Source organism: Novosphingobium hassiacum, assembly GCF_014196055.1.
GTDB lineage: Bacteria > Pseudomonadota > Alphaproteobacteria > Sphingomonadales > Sphingomonadaceae > Novosphingobium > Novosphingobium hassiacum.
In genome coordinates, this window is record NZ_JACICY010000004.1 from 80,531 (window position 1) to 106,554 (window position 26,024).

Here is a 26,024-nt window from a genome sequence, read left to right on the forward strand (position 1 = left end):
CCATCGCCAACGGATGATCGCCCGGGCGATCTCAGCGGGTCGCGTTCGTCTTTGGCGCTCCCGCGTTGCCCGACACCAGCGGCTTTACGCCATCGCCCACGATGATGAACGCCGCCCAGTAGAATGGGTGCGAGGTGTTGGGATCGTCCATCAGGCCCTCCTGCGCCTTAGAAAGCGCATCGGACAAAGGCTGACCCGGCGTCGATCCGATCACGCCGCTGATCAGCCGCTTGGTCGCGTCGAAATCGTCCGGCACCGGCCAGTGGCTGGCGATCACAGACCGCGCCCCTGCCCCGACGAAGGCACGGACCAGACCGTCGAGAGCATAGTTGCCTCCCGTCGTGACGCCTGCCTCACGGCTGGCCGCGACGGTCGCCATGCCTGCGGTATCGCACGCCGACAGAATCACCAGGTCGGCGTTCAGACGCAAGTCGAAGATCTCGCGGAAGCTGAGCAGTCCGTCCGAGCCGCTGTCGCCGAAACTGGTGACCAGCGCCGGACGTGCCGGGCAATCCGGGCGCGGCGCCGTCACCAGACCGTGCGTGGCAAAGTGCAGCACGCGGTATTGGTCGAGCGTATTGGCGGTAAGCAACGCGCTGTCGCTGAACGCAGCATCGGTCAGCACCGCAGACCCGCCGACGCTCAACTGCTTTTGCGCAAACAGCAATTCGTCCGCCGAAATCGGGTTCTGCCATGTTGCCAGCGGCCAGTCGCATTCGTCCGCTACTGCCGCAAGAGGGCGCGTCAGCGGCTTCGCATTGTGCCCCAGCCCGAGATAGTTACGCGGCGCGGTCGAGGCGCTCAATTTGCGGATATCGAGGAAGCCGCGCGGGCTGACTGCGATGGATACCTCGCGCCCCCGGCCCAGCCATTCGATCCCGGTGAAGTCGAACGTGTCGCCGTCCGGGCTTTCGATCCGCTTCTGGTAATCGGCGATGCCCTTGTCGGCGGTTACCAGCACGGTCGGCGGCAGTTGCAGCATCCCCCCATCGGGCTCGAAGATCAGGTGGCGGACTTCGGGCAGCTTGTCCTCAACCGGCCCGAACAGCGTCTTGTAGAGTGCGCGCGATTTGACCAGATCGAACGGGTAGTTGACCTGCTGGTTGTTCTCGACCTTGACGATGCTGTCGCGGATGTCCTGCACCGAAGTCGCCATCTGGCTCGGCGAGAGCCCCGTATCGAAGACCTGCGCCGCCGATGCCGTGGCGAACAGTGCATAGACATGATCGCTGACGATCATCAGTTTGTAATAGGCCTCGCCTGACTTCAACGCGCCTGTCAGTTCGGCCAGATCGACGCCCTTGGGCGCCAGCACGTTATACCGCGGATAGGCTGCCAGCTTGCTGACCAATCCAGTCTGGTCGCGCTGCAACGATGCCAGGTTCTCCTGCGCCGCTTTCAGCGCGGCCAGATCCTGCGGGCTCGGCGCAGCGAGTGCGCCGAGCGACGAAATCGCCGCCTCGATCCGCGCAATATCGCGGCTGCGCGCGACCGACAGGCGGAATAGCGAGGCGGCCTCGTCATTGCCTTCCGACAATTGCCGCGCGAGCACGGCCTGAGTCTGCGCGACACCCGGGCGTTGCAGGATCTGCGAGGCGGCAAATACCGACTGCGCCGCCATCTGGTCACCGCGCTTGGCGAGCAGGCCGAAATAGGGACCGAGCAGCTCGCGCAAGGTTGCGCTGGAATCGGGCACCGACTGGCTGTCCTCGACCACCTTGGCGTAAAGCGCCAGCGAGCCTGCCTCATCGCCCGAACGGCCGAGCCAGCCTGCCTTGCGCGCCTGCGCCGAAAGCAGCGCGGGCGATTGCGGGAACGCGGTCGCGATGATCCGGATTGCGCGATCGAATGCCGCCCCTGCATCCCCGGTGCGCCCCTGCGCCTCGGCCAGCAGCGCGAGTTCGATCTGGATTTCCGACCGCAGCCAGCCCGCCGACGCCACGCGCCCGCCGCGCACCGCGTCGAGCCGATCGCCCGCCTGCTTGAATCCGGCGACCGCATCGTCGAACTTGCCCTGCATCCGCGCGGCCGTCGCCTTGAGCGAAACCGCCTGGGCGTCGAGGATTTCAGCGCGCTCGGTATCGGTCAGACCCGGATCGGCCGCACCCAGCCGCCGCAGCGCCGCATTCTCGCGGTTGAGCTGCTCGGCCAGCGGCACGTTGATCAGGCCAGACGAGAGGCTGGCCGGATCGAATATCGCGTCGACCGACGATGTGCTGGCACCAAGCTCCTTGAGCGCGGCCACGGGGCGGCGCTGATTGAGCCGGTTGATCGCGCGGTAGTTGCGGATCAGCCGCTGGGTCACGCCATCGCTGCGCGACGAGTTCGCGCTGGCCTGCGCAAACAGACGGTCAGCGGCAGTGAAGTTCCCAAGGTTCGATTGCTGCAAGCCCTGGTTCGCCAGCGCCTCGGCGAGGCCAGCCGCGCCTGACGACCGGTCGCGCGCAGCGAGCGTCTCGAAAAACTCGGCGGATTCAGCAAAGCGGCCGCCGTTGTTGCGCAAATAGCCCTCGTCTCGCGCGCCCAGCCGGTCGAGCTGGCCGGCCTGAACGCGGGCAAACGCCGCAGGATCGCTGACCTCGGTCGTCGCCACGCGGATCTCGCCCGGAACCGGCGCATCGCTCAACGCGCTGGCCAGCGCAAGGCGCAGTGCCGGATCGTAACCGGCCAGACCCTCGACGAAGTAGGTCACCGCCCCGCGCTTTGCCGCGTAGCGTTTGTAGTCGACGTTGGCTTTCTGGTCGCGGCAGTTGACCGCAGCGACCCGCCCGACTTCAGCGATTTCGACCGCACCGGGCCCGCCACAATCGAGCGTGATGCCCGCCAGACCGGTCGGCTCGGTACCCATAGCGACATCGCGGCGTACCGCGATCAGAGTGCCGATCGAGCCCGCCGCGTCCCGGCAGCTAAGCCGGTAGCCGCGATCGAATATGCCGCCAAGCCGCGCATCGAGCGGCGCGTTCTGTGCGGTGCAGGTCACCCCGCTTGTGCCGATGCGGAACGAATTGCGCACCGACAGCGGCTGCTCGCCCTTCTCGGCCGCAAGCACCGGAGTGGCGACCGCTGCAAGTGCCAGCGCCAGCGCGAATGGACCCGACAGGGTGATGTGACGGGTGCTCACTGCGCGTCTCCCTCTGCGCTGTTTTCGTTGACGACCGAACCGATCAGCGACGGATTGCCGCTGCCCGCAACGGGCTGTTCGACCTGCTGCTGCGGTTCGAGCGGGGTGCTGTCGATAATCTGCGGCGGGGGTGCGATCGGGCTGGCGGCATCGTCGGCCTCGCTCGCCGCCTCCTCGGGCGTCTGCGCTTCCTCGGCAGGCTTGTCCTGCTGCTCACTCGCCGCCGGGCTGGCCGACGATTCCGGCTCGGCGGTGAAGGTCGGCGTGTTGCCCAGGGCGTCGTTCGAGATGATCTGGATCTGGCTCGAGATGGCTGGCACTGGATCGACGGTCATTTCCGGTACGCAAGTGCTGGCGCTGATCGCGCAGCCATTGATCGTGCTGTCCGGCGTAAAGAACGACAGAACATCGCTGGCGCTGACCACAAGATCGCGCGCGGCAAAACCGCTGACCACGCCGGTCGGCGTCTGCCACTTGCCGTTTACGATAATCGAGATGCTGGCAGGGGCCGTGTTCGCGGTCGTGTTAATGGTCGCCAGATCGATGTCCGCGAAGAAGCCGGCAGGATCGAGGATCGTCCCGGTGTTCTGGACGTAGAGCGTGCCGGTGGGGTACAGATCGAGCCCAAGCGCGCGCAATACACCATCGGGTCTCTGCACGGCGGCAGGCGCGTTCAATTCGGCGATATGTCCCGCATAGAAGGGATCGGCAGCAAGCTTGTCGAGGATGCCAGCGTTGGCGACGTGGATGTTGCTTGCGTGAATTTCGACCGTACCGCCCAGCGTTGTCCCGCTCTGCGTCAGCGCAACCGAGCCGGTTGCTGCATCGATTTCGAACCGGCCGGTATTGAACTCAACCACATTCGATTGAGCAAGACCGCTTCCCGCAACATTCCCGACCACGCGGATCGCACCGCCAGGAAGCTCGGTTTCCCGATTGCCCGTGACGAAGTGGATCGCGCCCGTAGCATCACCGATCGTCGTGCTGCCATTGGTGCCGCCCGCCGTAAGAGCGAGGTTGCCGATAAACATGTCTATTGGATTGGTCGCAACGTCGACCGCGCCGATGAACAGCTCGTGCGTACTGATCAGACCGATTTCGGCCGCGCTCAGCGAATAGCCGGTGCCGTTCAGCCCGTCACCGATCAGCGCAGGTCTGCCTGAAATCGAGATCAGGTCGATCTCGCCCGTGGCTGACGTGCGCAGGCCTGACAGGATTTGCTGTCCGTTGGGATTTGTCAGCGCGCCATTGTCAACGATCTGGATGTCGGCCGATACGAGTTCGATTGTCGGCGATCCCCAGCGTTGTCCGGCCGTGATCAGCCCGCCCGACTCCACTTCGATGGAGTTGAACGCTGCAATCGCCGCCCCGGTCATGTTGCCCTGCGAATAGGATCGGAACTGCCCGGCGACGACCTGACCTGTCACATTGACCGAACCCAAAAGGCTGACTGGCGCCACGAACAGCGCGGAGAAGTCGCTTGCCGTCGACAGGAGTAGCGTCCCGCTGGCGAGTGACGAATTTGCGATGAGCACCCGCCCGATCGCATTCGTTACCGCAAAGCCCGTCGGCGATGTTGGCGATTGCGACAACACGAGACCCGACAGGATGCCAGCCGTACTCACGTTGCCGCCCGATAACAGGATCACGTCGCGCGCGTTGATGTTCGCGCCGACTGTCAGCCCTTGCGCCCCGCTGACCAGCACATCGCGGGCAGCGGTGATCGCGCCGGTCGTGACGGTCGAACCGAACGAGGCGATCTTCACATTGTCGCCCGTCGAGCGCACGTTGCTCGTGCCAACCTGGCCCCCTGCGGCGATCTGGACAAGGCCTGCGCCCTGGACCGATCCCGCAGCGATCCGGCCCTGTCCGGCGACCAGACCGCCGCTGGCTGCCGTGCTGCCTGCGATAAGCGAAACCGTGCGTGTGCCGGTGACCGTGCCGATGTTGAGGATGTCGCCGGACGCAATCTGTATCGCGCCGTTTGCAGAGGTGGCCGACTGGATCGTCATCTGGTTGGAGGCTGTGATCGAGATAGCGTTCTGAGCGTTCACAGCCCCGCTTGTCAGATTCTGGCCACTGATTGCGACGCTTGTCCCAGCTTGCACCGCGCCGACATTGATCGAAGGTGCGGTGAGCGTTGCCGCACCGGTTTGCGACGTCACGCTGCCAGACTGGAGCGATGCCAGACTGTTGAGCGTGATATCCTTTGCCGCAAACAAATTACCGCTGACGATAGCGCCACTCGCGTCGATGCCGAGCATGCCCGACCCAGTCGACGACGGTGAAACAGTGATCGCCCCGCTTGTGAACGTAGATTGCGTTGCCGCACGGAAGGACGTTGCCGATACCGGACCGGAAAGAGCGATCGACCCGGCTGTGCTGGTTACCGGCGTTGCGGCGAACACGAGTTCTTTGTCGAAGCCGCTCGGTGTCTGCCCGAGCGCTGCCATCGACGCATCGGCGATCAGCAGACGGGTGAACGCAGAAAGCCCGCCCGAGGCGATGTTGCCGCCACCAAGCAGCAGCATGTCGTAACTGGTTGCTTGTCCGATGGTGATCGTTCCGTCCGCAGCGATGCCCAGATCGGACGACGCGGTGATCGTGCCGGTCGTAACATTGCCGCCCGAGCGGAGGCCGATCACACCGCTTCCGCTTGCGGAAGGCGTGCCCGAACCGGCCGTGAGATTGCCGGTGCCGATCCCACCCGTCGTCTCGATGGTGATCGAGGTTGCCGAATTGAGATTGCCGGTGGTGATCAGGCCAAGTGCGGAAAGATCGATCGAGTCGCCCGCCGTGATATCGTCGAGGGTGAGCGAACTGCCCGCCATTACATCCACGAAACTTGCGGCAGTCAACGATCCCAGATCGATCTTGCCGAAGGCGGCCAACGACAGGCTGCCATTCGAGACGATGCTGGCATAGGCGACCAGATCGAGTCCCGACGAGAGCGATAGCGTATTCGTGCCCTGCAGCGTCCCGACCGTAGTCGGCGCGACCGGATCAAGCACCCAGTTCGACGCGGTGATCCCGATTTGCGCAGCGGTAAGGTTCGACTGATCCAGCGTCAAAGACAGATCGGATGTGGATACGAATGAGAATGCCCCGCCAAACGTCGCGGTCGAATCCGTCAACGCGATGGCGTTGGGCAAGGCTCCGGTGGCCTGTGCATCAGCCTGAACGACGAAGGTGACATTACCGGCCGATATGTTGCTGCTGATAGCACGCAATCCGCCTGCGTTGCCCAGGGTCGTACTTGTGCCTGCGGTCGACCCGGCTCCGCCCGTCGCTACGGAAGCGAACTGAAGGTCTGTCGCGATCAGCGTGCCACGCTGCGTCGGCTGGTTGAAGCGGTTGGTGACCAGCGCGTAGGCGCCCGCGACCTGCAGCGGATCGCTGCTGCCGATCGACGCGTTGCCGCCCAGCCCCGCAACGGGGCCACTCCCGCCCGCACCGCCGGTTGCGCTTGCCTGGAAAGATGCGGCTCCGGTAATCGTGACCGGAGCGCCGCGCACCAGCAGGCTGGTGCCCCCGCCCGAGGCGAGGCCACCGTTGCCGCCGGTTGCGTTGGGGTTGACCGTGTCGGTATTCCCGCCTGCGCCGCCAAAGGCGCTGGCGCTGGCAAGAATGCTGCCATAGGTAGCCGACCCGGTGTTGACGGTGCCGGTATCGCTGCTGCTGATCGTTCCGATCTGTATCGAACCAGCAGACCCAAGGCCCCCGTCTCCGCCCGAAGCGCCCGACGCAAAGCCACCGTCGCCGCCCCTGGCATCTGCGAACGCAGTGACTGATCCGGCCTGCAGGTTCCCGTTGCCTGCACTGCCTGCCACTACGACCGAGCCGCCTTGCGCCGCGCCGCCAAGGCCGCCCGGAGCGCCCGCTGCCCTCCCGTCGCTGCCATCGCCGCCAAATGCGGAGGCATCTGTAATCGCCTGGGTGAACGATATCTGGCTTGGACCCTGAACGGCATTCGCGGTCTGGATGCCGACGCCGCCTCCCGTTGCCGCGCCGCCAGATCCGCCCAAGGTGCCAAAGCCCCCGGAACCCGAAGCAAATGCGTTGACCTGCCCCAGCGTGATCGTGCCCTGCCGCGCATAGATATCGGCCACGCCGCCGGTGCCTGCACCCGCCACGAAACCGTCGCCACCGGTTCCATCGGAAAAGACAAAGGTTGTGCCGCCGACCGTGATCGAACCGCCGTTGCCAGGTTGGACGTTGCCACCCACGCGGAACGAAGATTCACCACCGATCCCGTCGCCGCCTGTGCCGGACGGTGCGTCCTGATCGCCAAAGCCACCGAAGCCGCCCGAATCGACAACAACGTCACTGGCGACAGTGATCGCCCCGCCGTTGCTGAGCACCAGGCTGAGACCGCCGATGCCCGTACCCCCGGTATTGACGGTGCCATAGGCATCCGCACCCGTTCCGCTCGTCCCGAGAAACAGGCGATCCGTAATGTTAACGGTGCCGTTGCCCGAGGCAATCAGTTGGGCAAAGCCGCCCTGACCTGAACCCGCGGGGCTTGCGCCATAGGCACCGCCACCAACCGCGCCCGCTTCGAGTGCGACAAACCCGGCCTGCACGGCGAGGCCCGTATTGGTCATCAGCGTCGCACTGCCGCCCGTGGCGGAGCCGCCTGCCTGGCCGACCGAAATTCCGCCATTCGCACCGGCGTTCAACCGCAGTTGGGTGATCGCGGTCAGCTGATTGCCCGTGGTCGTACCGCCTGATCCGATGTTGATCGACCCGCCGACAGCCGTGCCGCCGGTCGCCGCACAACCGAACGTACAGTCGCCCGTTATGCCGCCCGTACCTTGCGCCAGAAGACTGATATTGTTTGCGGTGATCCTGCTCCCGCCGCGATCGAGCGCTATGTTGACCGACCCGCCGGTGCCCGAACCGCCGCTGCCGCTGTCTCCGCGCGTCGGGCCGAAGCCGGCATCTCCGCCTCGTTCGCCCGTGCCCGATACGTCGACCGTGACATCGCCGATATTGACCGCGCCGCTTCCCGTTCCGTTACCCTTGAAGCTGTCGAAATTGACCTGACCGCCTTGCGCAGACCCGCCAATGCCGCCGTTGCCACCCCGGTTGAGCTGGCTCGTGTCGGAGAAACCATTCCCCCCGAGCCCGCCGAGCGCGCTAGCACGGACGTTGAGCGCGCTCCCCGAGATGGTGCCGCCGTCAGCGGCCGCGCTGACCGAGACAACCCCGCCTTGTGCGTTACCGCCGGCGCTGCCCGGCGCGCTCGATGTCAGCTGCGTCTGCTGCCCGGAGCCAAAACCCCCGCCGCCCAGACCATTGGCGCTCAGCAGGTAATTCGGAGCCGAAATCAGGCTGTTGCCGCGTGAATCGCCATTCGCGAAGAGGTTGATCGTTCCACCGGTTCCCACGCCGCCATCGCCGAAGACGACACCACGTCCACCCGTCCCGTCGGCAAGCAACTGGATCGCATTACTGACCGCCAGCATGCCGGCATTGACTGTTGCAGTTGCCAGCCCGCCTTTGCCCGAGGCTGCCGACGTCAACGCCCCTGCGCCAAAGCCGCCATTGCCGGTCGCTTCAAGCGTGAGGGTGTTCAGCAGGTTCGCCGAACTGTTCGCCAGTGCGACCCGTGCCGTGCCACCTTGGCCATTTCCGCCTGTGCCAGTCAGCGCGGTGTTCCCGCCTGCGCCGATCGCACCGAGATAGACCGCACCGGTCGCGTTCAGCGTGGAGTCGAACAGGTTGATCGTGGCGTTACCACCTGTGCCGACACCGCTTGTGGTACGACCGACCCCGCCGATGCCCGAAGCATCCACCGTGAGCGTCGAACTGAACCCGGCCGTTGCGCCGCCAAGCTCGACAGATGCCTGGCCGCCCGTACCGCTGCCACCCTCGTACAAGGTGCCCGATGACCCTGTACCGCCGGTGCCAGTCGCCGAAACGTTGGCGGTGCCACTCACCGTCAGGCTGCTGCCGCTCGTCCCGCTGATCCGCGCCGTCCCGCCGATGCCGCTGCCCGCAAGCGCGTCGCCGCTGACATTGCTGCCGGTTCCGTTCGCACTGACCAGAAGATTCGAGGACAACTGGATGACACCACCAGCAGACGACGTCACTTGCGCCAGACCACCCGTGCCTGCGCTGCCGTCATTTGGTGCCAGGTTCACGCCGCCAATGCCATTGGCCGACAGCGTCGTTCCCAGCGCCACGCTGAGCGTTCCGCCCGTCCTGGCCTCAAGCGTCGTTTCGCCTCCGATACCCGCTACCGATCCGGATGCCGTGACGCCGCCCGCCCCGATAGCCTGTGCCTGCAGCCCGTTGCCGAACTGAACGGTCGTGCCGTCGCTCGCGCCGACATAGACCCGTCCTCCGGTCGATGTGGCTCCCGCGCCGCTGCCCGCTGACGCACTGCTCCCGCTACCATTGGCAATCAGGCGGACGAGCCCGGATAGCGTGATTCCTCCGCCGCCGGTCGCGAACGACGATACGTTGATTGTCCCGCCCAGCGCAGTTCCGGTGCCAGTCTGACCGAAGCCGGTGGTCCCGCTGGCAAATGCGGTTACCGCAGCAAGCGATACGCTACCGCCCGCGCTGCTGTTGATGTTGATCGTGCCGCCAGTTGCCGAGGCTGCCGACCCGGTCAGCGCCTGGCCAGACTCGCCATTTGCATTTATCGTCGTTGCGCCCCCGATGCTTACTGTGTTGGCACCAGCCGCACTGATCGTGGCGATACCACCCGTGCCCGCACCACTTGCCGGAGTACAGGTCGAGCAGCCACTCCCTAACGCGCCCAGACCGTTGAGCGAAAAGGAGGCAGTGCCCGCAACCGCGACCGACGAACCCGACGTGCCCGATGCTGTAATGCTGCCATTTCCGCCCTTGGCAGAACCGCCCGTAGCATCTGTTGTCGCAATCGAACCGCCAAAACCCACAGATGTCAGGTTGACGTTGCCAGCAATCGAGACTTGACCGCCATTGATCGCGTCGATCCGCAAGTCGCCGCCAGTTGCGCTGCCCGCCGTCGCTCCGGGTGTAATGGCATTGGCGCCCGATATGATCGAAACCAGACTTGCGTTGCCGCCGATCGTAATCGTTCCGCCCGCATTGGCGGTGATCGTGGCGCTCTGACCCGTGACATTGGCGCCTTCGACCGCGCCGGTGAAGGTGTTTGCGATGTCGACGCTACCCGCGATGGACACCGCACCGCCGGCATTGGCGAACAGACTGGACGCCGCGCCATTGCCCGAAATCGAAACGTCGGATGCAAATTGCAGCCCCGTCGCCGAGACCGAGCCCAGGTTGACTCCGCCCGTCGCCCGCGCCTCGAAATTCGAAGTGATGTTTGCATCTGTGCCGACAACGGAAACAATCCCGCTGCCCCCGCCAGCCGATGGAGCGACGTCTGCGTCACCCCCGGTGACATTCTGGCCTGCGGACAGGACGATCTTGTTGCCTACCACGTTTGCCGCACCGGCAATGTCGAATCCGAGCGTGCTGCCACTGCCGATCGCCATGGTGATCGCGTCGTTCTTGGGCACGGCGACCATATATATGCGATGGCTGTTGCCGAGCGCAGCATTCGCCGCCGGGCCGGTGATCGCCCCGGAGTTGGACAGGACCGTGCCGGTCGCGCTCGTGCCGGAATCCACCGCGATGTCGAACAATCCCCCGGTCGCGAACCGGATCGTCGCGGCGTCGGCGGCTACGAGGGCTGCCGAGCCATTCACCGAGACCGTGCCACCGTTGACCACGCTCGGCGCGATCATCGCGATATAAGAGCCGTCCACCGAGGCGGTGATCTGCGCGCCGGGCTGGATCGCAATCTGCGCGCCCGCGACCGAAGCCTGCTGGAAGACATAGGACGCGCCGCTGTTGAACGTGCCGCCCGCGGTGAACGCCAGGTCCGATGTAGTCAGCACCAGATTGCCGACGTTGAACACCGCGTTCGACCCGACCAGAATGCCGCCGGGGCTGTAGAAGAACACCGTCCCACCCGGAGTCGAGCCACCCGCAGCATTCTGTATCTGCGATATGACAGTGCCGTTGAACTGGATCGGCCGGGTCGAGCCACTCGGCACGATCCGATTGAGCACCACGAAGTTGGTGTTGACCGCAGGATTGTTGGTAAACGTCGCGGTCGTACCCGCGCTCTGAAAGTCGATCGGGCCACCAGTCGCGGCCGTATCGTTCGGCGTCCAGTTGATCACCGCGCTTGGCGACGAAACCGTGACCGTCGTCGTGCCGGTGCCCGTGCCGACTGTGACCGAGCCGAACGTCGCCGCGACCGAGCCGTTGAACGACTGCGCCCGCGCAACCGGCGCATGCGCGGCCATCGCGGTTGCCAAGGCAAGGCCCGATGCAGAGAACAGCTTGCGGGTCATCGATGGGATAGGGCGCATCAGAAAGTCCTCCACGGCAGGAGACGCGTGGTCAGGGTCACCAGAAAACGGGGATCGGAACGGCGCGTTTGCAGCCCGACCTTTTCAAGCGGCACGGCAAGAGTAGCCTCGAGCCGGAACCGCGCACCAACTTCGCCGCGGAAGCCGCCGCCAGCCGATGTCAGCCGCTGCGATCCGGGCACTCCCTTGTTCCACACCCAGGCGGCATCGAAATAGACGAAAGGCTGCACGCGGATGTCGCGGCTTTGCGCCACGGGAAGCCGTGGTCCGCGCAGTTCGGCCATCGTGCCGACCGCGCTGTCGCCGATCAGGTCACCGGGATCGTAGCCGCGCCCGACGGTGAAGTTGCCGGCCGAAAATTCCTCGAAGCTCAGCAGCGGCTTGAACGCATACTGAGCGCGCGGCGCGAGCAGGAAGGAGACCTTGCCGAGCGAGCGCTCGTACTCGCCCTGCCACCGCACCACGGTCGCGGTCGGCGATCCGTCGAAACGGCTCGTCGGCACGAGTGCCGCACACCCGGGACCGGTGCAGCCACGGGTCGCATCGAGGATCGCCAGACCCTGCCGCAATTCGAGCGAACTGGCGTAGCGCCACGCCGGACGCGCGCGCGAAACGTCGACACCGTCCATATCCAGCCGCGCCCACGCCACGCGCACCTTGTCGCGCGTCAACGGACCGATCAGATCGACGTCCTGATTAACGAGATCGAACCCGCCAGCAAGCCAGACGTTCTGTGCCTGCGCACGTTTGATTGGATAGCGCGCGCTGAGGCTGGCATAAAGCGTGCGCGCATCGATGCTGACGCCCGCGGGCAGCCCAGCTACATCCGGTTTGGTCCACGCATACGTCAATTGTCCGCCAACGATCAGCCCGTTGCCACCGGGCCGGAATTCGTGCGCACCTTGGACCAGATGCTGTTCGCTGAAATCGGACGTTGCGTAATAAGCCAGCGTGGTCACGTCGCCCATGCCGGTCAGTCCAAACGCCTGTGCACGGATCTGACCGCCGAAACGCCCGGTCGCCTCCGACGAAAGGTTCTGCAGGGTCAGGTCGACCGCATAAGCCTCGCGCAGGACGCTGACTTCGCCGATCAGGTCGCCGGGGCCGGTGCCGGCGGGACGCAACGTCAACTGGACATTGTAGCCCGGAAGATCGCGCGCCAGCAGCAGGTAGCGTTCGGCGCGATTGACGTTGAACACCTCGTCACCCGAAAGCGCGCCAAGATACTGTTCGAGCTTGCGTTCTGCGCCACGAGTCTCACCCCGCGCGCGCACCGCCGTGATCCGCGCATAGATCACCTCCATGCGCACTTCGCCGTTCTCGATCTGCTGGGTCGGCACCTGTACTGCAGCAAGATTGCCTTTGTTGCGAAGCATCGTGCCGGCCGCGTCGCGAATTTCGCACAGCACCGCTATGGGCTGCGGAATGCCGGCAAACGGCTGCCATGTGCCCGCAAGTTCAGCAGCGTCGACCTCTTTGAGGCCCGCAAACGTGACCTTGCCGAGCGTGACCTTGATATCGGCATATTGGGGGTCGGCCAGCGGGCAAGGTGAACGCTCAATCCCGCCATCGACAGACAGTCGCGGGTTTGCCGCCGTGCTGGGACTGGTTACACCGCGAATGTCATCGCGGGTCGGAACAGACGGATTTGCTATCGGGGGAGTGGTCTGCGCGACGGCGTGCTGGGAAAAAACCGAAAGCGACGCACCAACAAGCCAAGCAGCAGGACGCAGCAAGGTAAATCTTTGAAAAGCCCCAAAATTCATGCGTCCGCCCCTGCCCGGTAAAGCTAAGTCGCGGCCCGTTTTCTTTATTGTTACATCACCGTTAGCCGGGGCGAATTGATTGCGCAAACTTTCCACACCAAAAAGATGACTAACTTTTTATCGTTGGTTGGCGTTTCATGCGCGAATGCCGGTGGGTGCACAAAGTTCTGTAATGCGGTCGATGCGCGGTTGCAGAAATGCAACCGCGCTGCCATTTGCGCTGGCCGCCGCTGGCTGAACAAGGAGTTGTGCCGATGTCGGCAAATGCGGCGTTGCCGCGATCGACCGGGATAGATTTCGGCACGACCAATTCGGTTGTCGCACAAGCGCTTGCGGTCGATAGCGCAGACCTCTTGGAATTCGCCGGGCCTGCGGGGATGACCAGCATCTTCCGATCGGCGCTGTGCTTCTGGCAGGATGACGCGATACGCGGCGGGCTCGCGCACGAGGCCGGACCGTGGGCCATCGCCGAATTCCTCGATTTCCCCGAAGGTTCGCGATTTCTCCAGTCGTTCAAGTCGATGGCGGCCAACTCTCTGTTCGAGCATGCAAGTCTGTTCGACAAGCGGCTGCGCTTCGAGGAGCTTGGGCGAGTGTTCCTGCAGCATCTCGTTACGCATGGCGGATCGAGCCTTGCCAACCTGCCCGATCGCATCGTCGTCGGCCGACCTGTGCGCTATGTCGGCGCGCGGCCCGATCCGGCGCTGGCGAGGGCCCGCTACGACGCGATGTTCGGCTTGCTCGGCCGCCCGGTCCATTATGTCTACGAACCACTCGGCGCAGCCTACAGCTTCGCCTCGCGGGTCAGCGAGCCTGCAACGCTGCTGGTGGCAGACTTCGGCGGCGGGACCAGCGACTTCTCCGTCGTGCGGATCGAAGCGCCGGGCGCTCCACAGCGTTGCATACCGCTCGGGTCCGCCGGTATCGGGATCGCTGGCGACCGCTTCGATTTCCGCATCATGGACAATCTCGTGCTCCCGCTGCTCGGCAAGGGCGGGACCTACCGCTCGTTCGACAAGGTCCTCGAAATCCCGGCAGGGCACTTCAGCGATTTCGGCGATTGGTCGCGCCTCGCGATGATGCGCAACCGGCGGACACTGGAAGAGCTGGCCAAGCTCAAGCGCTCAGCCAGCGACCCTGATGCGATCGGCCGGATGATCGCGGTGGTCGAGCGCGAGCTGGGCTATGCGCTATATGAGGCGGTCGGGGCGCTGAAACGCACGCTTTCGCAAGCCGAACACGGCACGCTGCAGTTCGCCAGTGAAGACCTGACGATCTCGGCGGATGTTTCGCGTGCGCAGTTCGAACGCTGGATTGCGCCCGACCTTGCAAGCATCGCCGCTACGGTCGACAGCGCGCTGCACAGCGCGGGGCTGGAACCTGCACAGATCGACCACGTTTTTCTTACCGGTGGTTCATCGCTGATCCCGGCGGTTCGCCGCATGTTCGAACAGCGCTTCGGCAACGAACGGATCGCCGACGGCGGCGAACTGACGTCGATTGCGCACGGCCTCGCCCTGATCGGGCAGGCCCCCGATATTGAGGCGTGGACCGCGCCTGTGGAGATGACGGCATGAGCGTTGCATTCCGTCGCGAAGGTGACGACGAACATCTCGAACCCAAGTTTGAACTGCCGATCCCGCCCGGCCCGAACCTGGTCACGCCCCGCGGACTCGCGCTGATCGAAGCCAGGGTCGCGGAGATCAATGAACAAATCGCCGCGCTGACCGATGAAGAGCAGATCAAGAAGACACGTCGCGAACTGCGTTACTGGAGCACGCGCCAGTCCACCGCGCGGCTGATGGACGCGCCCGATGCCGATACCGTCGCGTTCGGCTGCACGGTGACTTTCATCCTCAATGGCACCACCCGCTCCATCACGATTGTCGGCGATGACGAGGCCGATCCGGCTGCCGGTCTGCTATCATTCACCGCCCCGCTCGCCCGCGCGCTGATGGATGCCGAAGTGGGCGAGAAGGTCGATTTCGGTGGAAAATCCGATGCAATCGAGGTCATCGCTATCGTCGGCTAATTGGCCGATCAACAGGTGTAAGTTGGGCCTGTCGTTCCGGTGATTCCCGGCGTCAGGTTGCGCTCGTCACGCACAAGGAACGCGCCTTCCTTGCGGAGCACGCGATTGGACACGAACAAGTCGCCGAGCAACCCGGTGTATGAGTAATAGACCTCGACGAACATCACCGCACCGCTCGTACTGGTCGCGGTCACCTTGGTCGCTCCGCTGCCCATACCGGTAATCACCGCCCCGTTCAGGCCGTTGCGCGTGCTGTCGTTGCCATAAGCGGATTGGCGGGCGAGTGAGCCATAGCACCGCTGCCAGTGAATGTACTGCTTGCCCGTGGTCGCATCACGCTCGAGGCTGGAGAGGATCACGCGTCCCTTGGTCCCAAGGTCGATCGGATCGCCCTGCTCTTGCGCGCCCATCATGATCTCGGCGATGTCATTGCGGGTGACCGTCGGCGTAACCGCACTGTTATCGGTCTGGCCAAGCCGCGAGGCATTGTCTGCCAGCGAGAGCGCAATCTCGCTCAATTTCATGTCCACGGTGTTGAGATAGGCAAGCTCGATCCCGTAAAGGCTCATCGAAAGGATCACCGGCATCGCCACTGCAAATTCGACGAGCGTCACGCCCGATGTGGAGCGAGCAATCGCACTGCACAGGTTGTAGCCCCTGAGTGCCGCTTTTCTCAACATGTTCCACTCGCTGATCCGCGCCCTTCCTGCAGCGCGAAAGGTTGGTTGCGATGGACGGTGGTCGATGAAATCTCGCGCGTGTTCCAGTTGAGCGGGACCAGCGGAATTGCGAAAACCGGATCGTACCGGACCGTCACCTTGTAGACGACGACGTCGTTCGCGCCGCCGTTGCCGGATTCGCCGATTTCGCTGTCCCACGAACCATTGCCGTTTTCATCGACATAAGTTTCTCCGGTGGAGCAGTTTCCGTCATTGTTGGCGTCGTTCCAGCGTTCAGGGCGACCGACGTCGGAAAACGCATAGTAGCTTTCGCGCGTCGAGCTTACGATTGCGCCCGGCAAGACTTCTCCGATCACGTCCCTGACCTTGCCGTCGGCGATCGACGTATCGCCTGTTTCCAGCGTGGAATCGCGTGCCGCCTTCTCTACCGCGCCATCGAGCACGCCGATGCCGTAAACCATTTGCCCCACATCGAGGCAGCCGATGATGACCAGCATGAAAATCGGCATGACGAACGCGAACTCGACAATCGTAGAGCCCTCGCGATCCGCAAGCGTCGCACGGGCAGGCAGTCTGAAAGATCGAGGCTGCTCACGCGTCACTGGTAAACCCGCAACTCGCCGACGTTCTTGGCGATTTCCTGGAACGCCGCATTTAGCTGCGTCGCATTTGAAGCAGTATACGAGCTGTTTTCCGACGAGCAGTATTTGAGGTCGGTCGTCAAGCTAGATCCGAACGCGATTACCCACACGCGGAAGCCCTTGCCCTTGGCCGCGTCGCACAAGGCACGAAAACGTGCGGTATGTCGGGCAGCCTGGTTCGACGTGCCATCATCTGTGACCCGCCGGTCGTGCCACTCGATTCCGTAAGTCGACTGGATGGAAATACTCGGTTCCATGATACCGTCGGTCATAAAGATGATATGGCGCGAAACCTTGCCGCCATTCGCCGGAGCGACGTTGACCGTATCCTGCCATGGCCCGGTCGGCGAGCTTAGGCGCAAGCCCCAGATCATCCCGAGATCGTGATAGGTCGAGCCTTCGGGATTCAACGCGTCGGCATAGGCGTCGAACGCGGTCTTGCTCATCGTCGACAACAATTGCGCCTGTTTGGGGCAATACGACGATGCCTTGCGACCCTGGGTCGTCTCCGCACTGCTCGACAGGTACGTGTTCCCGTACGAGGTATACGTGCGATAATACGCGACCTCGTCCCACATCGGGCCCCATTTGGTCGCCTCGTCGTCATCCTCCGGCGCATCGTCGATGTTAAGGTCGAGCGCGGTCGATGGCGACATTCCGGTCAGAGTGGAATAGCTGAAACTGGCATCAGATTCGGTTTCACGCTCCTCGATGCAACCGTTCCAGGTGTAAGAAGCGTCCGCGCCGTTCGTTCCGTTGGGAACCGTCGCCGCTGCGAATGTCTTGTAGGTGGCAGTATTGTAGGTCACTTCCTTGTAAACAAAGTGGCTGAACTCCTGCCGGGTGCGCGTCTCATAAACAGGATCGGACGTTGCATAAGTATAGACGTAGTATATCCGGGTCTGATCTCGCCTATATATGTAGTATTTTCCGCTATCCTTGAGACAAACGTATGTCGGTCGTTTTTGAGGATAATCGGTCCGCACGGTAACAACCTGCTGGCCATTGCCATTGGTCGTCGTGGACGGATCGTTTGCGAAAGGATCTCCATTATTCGCCCATGCACCGATTGCAGGCATGGCATTTTCACAATCGGACTTCTTCTTGTATTCCGTGGTGCTGTGCAGCACGTCCGCGCTGTTTTTTGCAGTGCTGTAATTTTCCTGACTGCTGTTGACGGGATTGCCCCATCCCACGAAAACCTTCTCGGTAATCGTGTTGTAGACCGGTGCGCGCGACTGGATCGGCCATTGATCAGCGAGATAATCGGGATCGAGATTATAGATAAGGCGTCCGACATTGACCGACGAACTGTACGGCACGAACGAGTAGCGCACCCGCGCGTTCGACCCTTGCGTGGCTGCAGCGATCGTCGTGTAAAAGTTTTTCATCGCCGTGCGCAGCGCTTCGATGCGCTTGGTCGATGTTCCCGATAACGTCGAATCCATAGAACCGGTGGTGTCGAGCACCATCGTGATATCGCTGTTGCCCACGCCCATCGTCGCGCTGCAGCTTACCGACACATCAATCGTGTCAAAACCCAGGATGCCCATGATCGCGGTATTGACCGAGGTCGAAGCGGTGCCGGACACCAGGTTGCCGCTATCGCTCGAAGTCGAATCGAAGGTCGTGTCCTTTGCCCCAAGATCACCGTCGTTGAAATTGGTATTGAAAAACGTCGTGGCTTGAGCCTTCGCAGCGTTGTCGTAACCGTTCGTGCTGACCGCGCGTCGGCCGGCCAATGTCCCAGCATCACACGCCGACTGCAGGCGATTGCGCGCCTTGTAAACGCGGCTCATGTCGAGCCCGCTCCCGATCAGCGCGAGGATGACCGGCACGGTCGCGGCCACGAGAGGCAGGATGCTGCCTGACGTATTCCGGTGAAGATTGCTAAGAAACCCCCGCACTGTTTACCATTCCGCCCTATGACAATGCTGCCACTAGCGACCGAATGGGTTGCGGAAGTCTTACCCTGATAGGTAATTCAACGCATTGAAATATAGAATTTATTTATGAATATAAGGTGACTTTTCCATAATCTTCATTCATAATCGAGCGTCCATTGTGCGTCGGTTCCTGGCCAACCTCAGGCCGGTGCCGTCACCCGCCGCGCCGCAAACCACGGCTCGATCCGGCGCACCGCCTCTTCGATCAACGGCGTCGACACAGCAAAGCTGAAGCGGATGAAACGCCGCCCGTCGACCGGGTCGAAGTCGATGCCCGGTGCGATGCACACCCCGGTATCGCGCAGCAACTGCGTGCAAAAGCTCAGGCTGTCATCGGTGAAGTCGCTGGCATCGGCATAGATGTAGAACGCGCCATCGGGCGGCGCGATGCGGCCCAGCCCCATCTTCGGCAGCGCGTCGAGCAGGATCGCGCGATTGCGGGCGTAGGTTTCGAGATGGCCCTCCAGTTCCTCGCGGCATTCGAATGCCACCAGCCCCGCCTTCTGCGCCAGCACCGGCGGGGTCAGGAACAGGCTGCCCATTCGCGCGCGCGCCGCGTCGATCAGGTCGGGCGGCACCACCAGCCAGCCCAGCCGCCAGCCCGCCATGCTGAAGTACTTCGAGAACGAATTGACCACGATCGCATCGGGCAGATGTTCGAGCATCGACGTTGCAGGCACGCCATAGCTCAGCCCGTGATAGATCTCGTCCGAGATGACGCGTATGCTCTTGCGCCGACAGACCTCGGCAATTGCAGCCAGTTCCTGCGGCAGGATGATCGTACCGGTGGGGTTGGCAGGGCTCGCCAGGATCAGCCCGTCGGGCACGGGATCGAGCGCATCGAGCGCCGCCGCAGTTACCTGAAATCGTTCGTCCGGGCCGCATTCCATCTCGACCGGCTCAAGGTACATCGCCTTGAGCGAATTGCGGTAGGCGACATAGCCCGGTCGTGCGAGCGCAACGCGCGCGCCGGGCCGGAACAGGCATGACAGCGCCATCACGAATGCGGGCGAGGCACCGCACGTGAGGATCACCTGCTCGCGTTCGACGTCCAGGCCGTAGTTCTCGGCATAGCTTTGCGCGATGCGGTCCTTGAGCGGCACGCTCTCCCAGTAGCCCATTGCCTCGTTGTCGAGCACCTGATGCGCCAACGCGATGGCGCGTACGGGCGCGCCCGTTGATGGCTGCCCGAATTCCATGTGGATCACATTGGTGCCGGCCGCCTCCATGTCGTGGGCAAGGCGGCTGACGGCGATGGCGTGGAACGGTTCTACCTGAGCGATCATCGCTCCGTGCTAGTTGCAGGCGAAACAAGTTGCAAGGCCGCGCCGCGACTGCATAAACCGCACCGATGGCACAACGGCTGAAACTCAAGATCCAGCTTTATTGCGGCGCCGAAATCGCCATGGGCCCGGGCAAGGCCGACCTGCTCGCTGCCATCGCCCGTGAAGGCTCGATCTCCGCCGCCGCCCGGACCATGGATATGAGCTACCGCCGCGCGTGGTTGCTGGTCGATACGATGAACCGCTGCTGGGCCGAGCCGCTGGTGGAAACCGCTCCGGGCAGCGCCAAGGGCGGCGGCGCGAAAGTCACGCCCTTCGGCGACACCATCCTGCACCACTACCGCGCTCTCCAGTCCCGCCTCCAAGGCACCTCGGACTGCGCCGACTATACCGCGTTGGCCGAGGCGTTGCTTGATGCGCCGCAGGTCAGCCAGAAGGTCTAGGGCCGCACCGGCCCCTTCCACAGCACGCCGTCCTTCACCACCAGCGACACTTTCCTGATCGCCGCGATATCCACCAGCGGGTTGCCCTCGACCGCAACCAGATCTGCGAGCATCCCGGCCCTCACCGTGCCCACCCGGTCGCCGATGCCGAACATCCTGGCGTTGCCCGATGTGGCGGCGATGACGACTTCCGCAGGAGTCATTCCGCCCTTGACCATCAGCTCGGCCTCGCGCGCGTTGTCGCCGTGCGCGAACACGCCGACATCGCCGCCCATGCAGATCGCCACGCCCGCCTTGCGCGCCCTGGCGAGCGCGTCAAAGCCCTCCTGCACGCTCGCAGGGGCCGGCGCGGCACCATTCCAGCCGCGATAGCGCGCGATCGCATCGCCTGCCGCCAGCGTCGGACAAAAGCCGATGCCTTTGATTTTCATCGCCGCAAAGACTTCCGCCGTGCCCTCGTCGCCGTGCTCGATCGTATCGACGCCCGCCGCGACCGCGCGCCGCATGCCCTCGGCGGTGCTGGCATGGGCGACGACCGGGCGCCCGGCGCTGTGCGCGGCTTCGACCGCAGCCTTGAGTTCGCCTTCGGTAAACGTCGGACGGCTCGTCTCGCCAGGCCCCCAGCGGTAGTCGGCATAGACCTTGATCAGATCCGCGCCCGCTGCGATCTGCCGCCGCACCGCATTGACCAGTTCCGGTCCGCCTGCTTCCTCGGCACCCAGCGGCGTTACGACCCCCGGCTCGAACCCGCGCGGCCCATAAGCCCCCGGCGCGACAATCGCGCGCGTGGCCACCAGCATCCGTGGTCCCGGCACGATGCCCTGCTCGATCGCCTGCTTAAGCCCGACATCGGCATAGCCCGCGCCCTCGGTGCCGAGATCGCGCACCGTGGTGAACCCGGCCATAAGTGTTACGCGCGCGTTCACCGTGGCCCGCGCCGTGCGCAGCGCGATCGATTCGTGCAGCACCTGATTGTCCCACGACGTTTCGTTGTAAGGGTGGAGGAACAGGTGCGAATGCCCCTCGATCATGCCCGGCATCAGCGTCAGTCCGGGCAATTCGATTACCGAGGCACCATCCGGCGCCGCAAGACCGGGCCCCGCCGCCGCGATCCGCTTGCCCCGCAGCAGCACCGCCCAGCCCTTGTGCAGCACCGCGCTTTCGCCGTCGAACACGGCATCAGGGCGCAGCAGCGTAACCGCTTCCTGCCGTTCTTCGGCAAGCGTCGGAGTTGCGGCGATCACTCCAGCGAGTAGCGGTGCAAGTATTCGGGGAAACAGGCGCATCGACCATCCTTTCGGCATGGCCAGCAGCATAGGCCCCCAAGGACCATGCTCCAATGGAGCGTTTCAGCCTTTTTCAGGCAGTGCGTCCGGCGCGGTCTCGTGGCGCATCGCGGCCAGCTTGGCTGTCGAGCGCGGAACGACGCCGATCCCGCCGAGCGTACGCCGATCAAGATCCGCCAGCGACGTGTCGGGTGTATGGCGTGCCAGGTTGCGCAAGTGCTGGATCCGGATCACCCCGATCACGCCCCCGAGCGTCGCCACGGTCACAGCCAGTCGCCACATCGCGAACTGCCCGCTCTGCGTGGTCGAGAGGAATTCGGCAAAACACATCCACACCGTCACCGCACCCAACATTTCCGAGGCACGTTGCGTAGGCGCAGCAAGCAGGAGCGAACTGGCGAGCACGAAGGCCCCCAAGGCCGCCGTTGTCGGAGTAAGCGCGTTGGACACATATCCACAACCCAGGGCGATCGCGGTTGCGATCGCAACTACTATGGCGGAGCGGCTGATCTGACCGGGGGTCAGCTGATCGAGAGGACTACGCATGAGCACTTCGATATCCTCTCGGTGGTCAATAAATAGTTACGTGACGGATCAATCCATCAGACCGATCATGCGCAAGGCCCCCGTCGCCCAGAGGATACCGGCCCAAAGAATGATGGACATGCCCAGCGGCAGGCTCACCCGAAGCCATCCGGGCGCTTTCGTAGCGACTTGTGCGCCGGGTGAATAAGGCTCCGCCGCGTTCAGCCGCTGTAGCTGGTCCTGCAATTCGTGGACGGGCGACGTGACCGGGGCGTCGATCGTGTCGGCAACGCGCGGCCCGCGCGGCGGATTGTCTGCCGCATCGGCCGCAGGGCGCTTGATAGACAACGCAGACAGACCGCTCATGATGACACCTCGCGACTACCCTGCCGCAAAGGTTTCAACCCGCTCTCAACGCAACCTAGGGATAAAACCCTATCCGCGCTGCGCAGACTCCAACGGCTCGCCCCTGACGGGATATCCCAGGTTCTCCGGGATCATCAGCCAGTCCAAACCATCGCGCTGTTCGATGTACGGGCTGATCGTCCCGACCGGGGTCGCCTCGGCATGGGCGCGCGCGGCGTCAAAGGTTTCGAAGAGCGCCAGCCGCTCAAGATTGCGGCGCGTCGGGAAGATCACCTTGATCTTGCCCTGCTGTGCCAGATCGAGCGCCTGCGCAGCGCTCGCCCAGAACAGGTGCCGGTTCTCGGTGGCATCGACTTCGATGTCCACGTCGCCCGTGCCCAGATCGGCCAGGAAGAAGCGGGTGTCGAAAATTCTTTCGGTTCGGTGCCGTGGCCACCAGCGGGCAAACGGAACCAGCGCTTCGGGCACGACCGACCAGCCGAACGCGTCGAGCACCGGCGAAAGATCGCCACCCGAAATCAGCATTCGCCGCGCCTGTGCTGCGATTGCACCGTCAACGCTGCCATCGAGCCCGATGACCAGACCGGTCTCTTCGAGCGTTTCCCGAATCCCCGCGATGCGCGCGGCCATCGTTTCGGCGGCATCGGCATCGTGCCCGGCCAGCTTCTGCGCCAGTTCGCGGTCCGCCGGATCGATCTTGCCACCGGGGAACACCGTAGCTCCGCCCGCAAATGCCAAGCTGGCGTTACGCTCGACCATCAGCAGTTGTGCCGGGCCCCCGGCAGGATCGCGCCTGAAGATGACGACCGTCGCGGCTGCGATCGTTCGCGCCTGCCAGTGTTCCAACTCGATGTCGTGTGTTTCCATTGCCATCCATCATGTGCGCCCCGGCGGCGCTTGCCAAGTCGTCACGTGGTGTCGGAAGTTTTTACAATTCCGGCCGGACCCTCACGACGATAATTCCGAGAAATCTCTGAAAACCGTGGATTTCGGCATTTGGCACGGAGTATGCTTTAGATAGGTCGTCCCGAAGAGTTGCTTCTTCTCGAGGCGGAGCCAGTGTCCCCCCCCCGGTCTTCCACGGCTCCGCCTCTCCCGGGACTTCCCCAGATCAGATGCATACCGCGATGCCCATGAAAAAGGCGCGACCGGCAATTGCCGACCGCGCCTGCTGATTGGTCCGGCAAGATCTGGCCGTCAGGCCGCCTTCACGCCTGCTTCTTCCATAAGCTGCTCGAGTTCACCGGCCTGGAACATTTCGGTCATGATGTCCGACCCGCCGACGAATTCGCCCTTCACGTAAAGCTGCGGGATGGTCGGCCAGTCGGAAAACGCCTTGATACCGCCGCGGATTTCCATGTCCTGAAGCACATCGACGCTCGAATATTCGACGCCAAGATGCTCAAGGATGGCGATCGCCTTGCTCGAAAAACCGCACTGCGGAAACAGCGGCGTGCCCTTCATGAACAGGACGACATCGTTACCATTGACGATTTCGGAGATGCGGGCTTCGGTAGTGCTTGCCATGGGAGTTCGTATTCCTTTCGCGCCGTTCTCAGTTGGGAACGGCGGTGGTCAGTTGCAAGGCATGGAGCACGCCGCCCATGCGCCCACCAAGCGCTTCGTAGACCAGCTTGTGCTGTTTGACGCGGTTCAGCCCGACAAAGGTGGTGGACACCACGTGAGCCGCGTAGTGATCGCCATCGCCTGCAAGGTCGGTGATCTTGATGTCTGCATCGGGCAACGCGGCGCGGATCAGGCTCTCGATCTCGGCTGCTGGCATCGCCATCAGGATTCGCCCATCAACTGACGGCGAGATTCAACCGACTTCGCCTCGAGCGCGGTGCGAATCTCAGCCTCGTCGGTTTCGACGCCCGCCGAAGTCAGATCGCCCAGCAGCTTGCGAACCACGTCTTCGTCGCCCGCTTCTTCAAAATCGGCCTGTACGACGGCCTTGGCGTAAGCCTCGGTCTCGGCCGCATCGAGGCCCATGCGCTCGGCCGCCCACACGCCCAGAAGGCGGTTACGGCGCGCATGAACGCGGAACATCATTTCCTCGTCACGTGCGAACATGCCTTCGAAGGCCTTCTCGCGATCGTCGAAAGTTGTCATGGGCCTGGTCGTCCTCGAATATATGGCTTTTCCCGGGGATAGTCAGGCCGCGCGCTCGCCGCAAGGGACCAGCGAAAGAATTGCCGGTCCGCCTTGGCAAAGTTCGTTCACATCGGGCCGCGCCGCAGATCGAGCAGCACACCGCCCTCGCCGTTGATATCGCAAGAGAACCTGTCGCCATTGCGCAAGGTGCCCGAAACGCGATAGCCATTGGCGCTACGCGAAGCGTCGTACACTTCATCGACATCGCCCTTGCTGGACGCTTCATCCACGCAGCGGTTGACGGCATCGTCGATGCTGCGCGTCGCCCCGCGCGCGTAGTCACCGCGCTGGCCGTTGCCGTCCGCATTTCCCGTCGGCCAGTTGTCGCGGCGGTAATAGTCGCGGGGGCCATCATCCGGGCGATAGCGATAATCGTTGTTGCGCACGACGTCACGGTTGCGCTGGGCGTTGCTCGCCGCGCTGGCAATCGCCGCAATGCCGCCGATGATCAGAATACCTGCGAGCACGTCGCCGCCGTCGATCCCGCGATCGCGGTGCCATCCACGTCCGCCGCCCCAGCCGCCACCATTCCAGCCGGGACGCGCCTGCGCCTGGCTTGCCAGCGGAAGTACGGCAGACGCCATCGCGGCTACTGCGAGTGCGGTGCGTGCAAACTTGCCCGTCATGATCGAAACCCCTGCCCGGTTCGCCCTGCCTGCCCAATCCTGGGCAGCAGCCGAACCACATCAATAATGGAGCTAGGCGGCTCAGGCTTTCCGATGCCTGAACCGCCCGCTCATCGGCTTATCCGGCCATTACAGCCCGCGAATGCCGCTGTAGTCGATATCGACGACCCGACCACGCTCGACCCGGCACTTGAAGTTGCCGCTGTCGTAGCCGCGCAGCGAGCTGTCCCAGCCACGATAGTCGTTGTTCCAGCCGCGACCGTAGTTGCCGTCGCCCCGGCGCCAGTCACGACCGTTGGTATTCACCGCGATACGGCCTTTCACTTCGTAGCCCCAGCGTGTCTGCCTGACATCGCGCACGTCGGTCACATCGGCGCGGCCATAGCTGTAGCGGCTGGCGTTGCGTTCTGCAGTGCGAACGCACTGCTCGATAGCGCCGCGCGGGTTGCCGCCGCGGCCGTATCCGGCGCCATAGCGATCACCATAACGGTTGTCGTAGCGACCGTCGTAGCGGTCGTTGTTGTTGCTGGCTGCAGCCGCAATCGCAGCGATGCCTCCGATCACCAGCGCGCCTGCGACGATGTCGCCGCCATCGATGCCACCGCGTCCGTGTTCATAGCGATCGCGAGCAACAGCCGGAGTGGCCGACGACACCGCAACGGCTGCTGCGGCAACGGTTCCGACCAGGGCCTTGGACAAAGTCTTCATGGTCCGATCCTTCACTTCTCGGCGAGCCAATCTCGCCACGCATGAAGGATTGCATGATTCGCACTGAGA

Annotated in this window: 19 protein-coding genes; 3 read left to right on the forward strand and 16 right to left on the reverse strand. The window is 63.6% G+C overall.

The window, feature by feature from the left end:
- Positions 1-31: 31 nt before the first annotated feature.
- From GGQ88_RS09855 to GGQ88_RS09865, 3 genes are read right to left on the reverse strand one after another with little or no spacing between them, the layout of a single operon-like run.
- Positions 32-3,121: a CHAT domain-containing protein gene (locus tag GGQ88_RS09855; protein ID WP_183612994.1), complete on the reverse strand. Its 3,090-nt coding sequence runs from the start codon at positions 3,119-3,121 to the stop codon at positions 32-34.
- Complete coding sequence (locus GGQ88_RS09860; protein WP_183612995.1) at positions 3,118-11,499, reverse strand: beta strand repeat-containing protein; 8,382 nt, start codon at positions 11,497-11,499, stop codon at positions 3,118-3,120. The genes GGQ88_RS09855 and GGQ88_RS09860 overlap by 4 nt, the downstream gene beginning before the upstream one ends.
- The gene (locus tag GGQ88_RS09865; protein WP_183612996.1) at positions 11,499-13,265 is read right to left on the reverse strand and encodes a ShlB/FhaC/HecB family hemolysin secretion/activation protein; all 1,767 of its coding nucleotides are present in this window, start codon (positions 13,263-13,265) and stop codon (positions 11,499-11,501) included. Before GGQ88_RS09865 ends, GGQ88_RS09860 begins: the two co-directional genes overlap by 1 nt.
- A gap of 254 nt (positions 13,266-13,519) precedes the next feature.
- Here GGQ88_RS09865 and GGQ88_RS09870 point away from each other — a divergent pair, with 254 nt between their 5' ends.
- Both GGQ88_RS09870 and GGQ88_RS09875 read left to right on the forward strand, forming a co-directional pair.
- Positions 13,520-14,842 (forward strand): Hsp70 family protein, encoded by a 1,323-nt coding sequence (locus tag GGQ88_RS09870; RefSeq protein WP_183612997.1) that lies wholly within the window; start codon positions 13,520-13,522, stop codon positions 14,840-14,842.
- Positions 14,839-15,297, forward strand: a complete 459-nt coding sequence (locus tag GGQ88_RS09875; protein WP_183612998.1) for a GreA/GreB family elongation factor — start codon at positions 14,839-14,841, stop codon at positions 15,295-15,297. The genes GGQ88_RS09870 and GGQ88_RS09875 overlap by 4 nt, the downstream gene beginning before the upstream one ends.
- 8 nt (positions 15,298-15,305) lie before the next feature.
- Here GGQ88_RS09875 and GGQ88_RS09880 read toward each other — a convergent pair whose 3' ends face one another.
- From GGQ88_RS09880 to GGQ88_RS09895, 4 genes are all read right to left on the reverse strand, one after another.
- Complete coding sequence (locus GGQ88_RS09880; protein WP_183612999.1) at positions 15,306-15,977, reverse strand: TadE/TadG family type IV pilus assembly protein; 672 nt, start codon at positions 15,975-15,977, stop codon at positions 15,306-15,308.
- Entirely contained in the window at positions 15,971-16,579 is a 609-nt protein-coding gene (locus GGQ88_RS09885; RefSeq protein WP_343057158.1) for a TadE/TadG family type IV pilus assembly protein, read from the reverse strand. The genes GGQ88_RS09880 and GGQ88_RS09885 overlap by 7 nt, the downstream gene beginning before the upstream one ends.
- Positions 16,576-18,525, reverse strand: coding sequence for a pilus assembly protein TadG-related protein (locus tag GGQ88_RS09890; protein WP_183613001.1), 1,950 nt, complete (start codon positions 18,523-18,525; stop codon positions 16,576-16,578). Before GGQ88_RS09890 ends, GGQ88_RS09885 begins: the two co-directional genes overlap by 4 nt.
- A gap of 179 nt (positions 18,526-18,704) precedes the next feature.
- A complete protein-coding gene (locus GGQ88_RS09895; RefSeq protein WP_183613002.1) occupies positions 18,705-19,850 on the reverse strand; it encodes an aminotransferase class I/II-fold pyridoxal phosphate-dependent enzyme in 1,146 nt (381 codons plus the stop codon).
- 65 nt (positions 19,851-19,915) lie between these two features.
- On the opposite strand from GGQ88_RS09895, the gene GGQ88_RS09900 reads away from it, so the two are divergent.
- Positions 19,916-20,290 carry a winged helix-turn-helix domain-containing protein gene (locus GGQ88_RS09900; protein WP_183613003.1) on the forward strand — a complete coding sequence of 125 codons (375 nt, stop codon included), beginning with the start codon at positions 19,916-19,918 and terminating at the stop codon, positions 20,288-20,290.
- Here the strand turns inward: GGQ88_RS09900 and GGQ88_RS09905 are convergent.
- The 9 genes from GGQ88_RS09905 to GGQ88_RS09945 all read right to left on the reverse strand — a co-directional run bounded on the left by GGQ88_RS09905 (position 20,287) and on the right by GGQ88_RS09945 (position 25,955).
- Positions 20,287-21,576, reverse strand: a complete 1,290-nt coding sequence (locus GGQ88_RS09905; RefSeq protein WP_183613004.1) for a metal-dependent hydrolase family protein — start codon at positions 21,574-21,576, stop codon at positions 20,287-20,289. The two genes, GGQ88_RS09900 and GGQ88_RS09905, sit on opposite strands and share 4 nt — an antisense overlap.
- Positions 21,577-21,639: 63 nt before the next feature.
- Positions 21,640-22,122: a hypothetical protein gene (locus GGQ88_RS09910; RefSeq protein WP_183613005.1), complete on the reverse strand. Its 483-nt coding sequence runs from the start codon at positions 22,120-22,122 to the stop codon at positions 21,640-21,642.
- Positions 22,123-22,170: 48 nt separating this feature from the next.
- Entirely contained in the window at positions 22,171-22,467 is a 297-nt protein-coding gene (locus GGQ88_RS09915; RefSeq protein WP_183613006.1) for a hypothetical protein, read from the reverse strand.
- A gap of 69 nt (positions 22,468-22,536) precedes the next feature.
- Positions 22,537-23,334 carry an NUDIX hydrolase gene (locus tag GGQ88_RS09920; RefSeq protein ID WP_183613007.1) on the reverse strand — a complete coding sequence of 266 codons (798 nt, stop codon included), beginning with the start codon at positions 23,332-23,334 and terminating at the stop codon, positions 22,537-22,539.
- A gap of 330 nt (positions 23,335-23,664) precedes the next feature.
- Positions 23,665-23,994 carry a Grx4 family monothiol glutaredoxin gene (grxD, locus tag GGQ88_RS09925; protein WP_183613008.1) on the reverse strand — a complete coding sequence of 110 codons (330 nt, stop codon included), beginning with the start codon at positions 23,992-23,994 and terminating at the stop codon, positions 23,665-23,667.
- 28 nt (positions 23,995-24,022) lie between these two features.
- Complete coding sequence (locus tag GGQ88_RS09930) at positions 24,023-24,256, reverse strand: BolA/IbaG family iron-sulfur metabolism protein (RefSeq protein WP_183613009.1); 234 nt, start codon at positions 24,254-24,256, stop codon at positions 24,023-24,025.
- Entirely contained in the window at positions 24,256-24,579 is a 324-nt protein-coding gene (locus GGQ88_RS09935; protein ID WP_183613010.1) for a DUF1476 domain-containing protein, read from the reverse strand. The genes GGQ88_RS09930 and GGQ88_RS09935 overlap by 1 nt, the downstream gene beginning before the upstream one ends.
- Positions 24,580-24,686: 107 nt before the next feature.
- Positions 24,687-25,247 carry a hypothetical protein gene (locus GGQ88_RS09940; RefSeq protein WP_183613236.1) on the reverse strand — a complete coding sequence of 187 codons (561 nt, stop codon included), beginning with the start codon at positions 25,245-25,247 and terminating at the stop codon, positions 24,687-24,689.
- Between the two features lie 129 nt (positions 25,248-25,376).
- Positions 25,377-25,955, reverse strand: coding sequence for a hypothetical protein (locus GGQ88_RS09945; RefSeq protein ID WP_183613011.1), 579 nt, complete (start codon positions 25,953-25,955; stop codon positions 25,377-25,379).
- Positions 25,956-26,024: the final 69 nt, after the last annotated feature.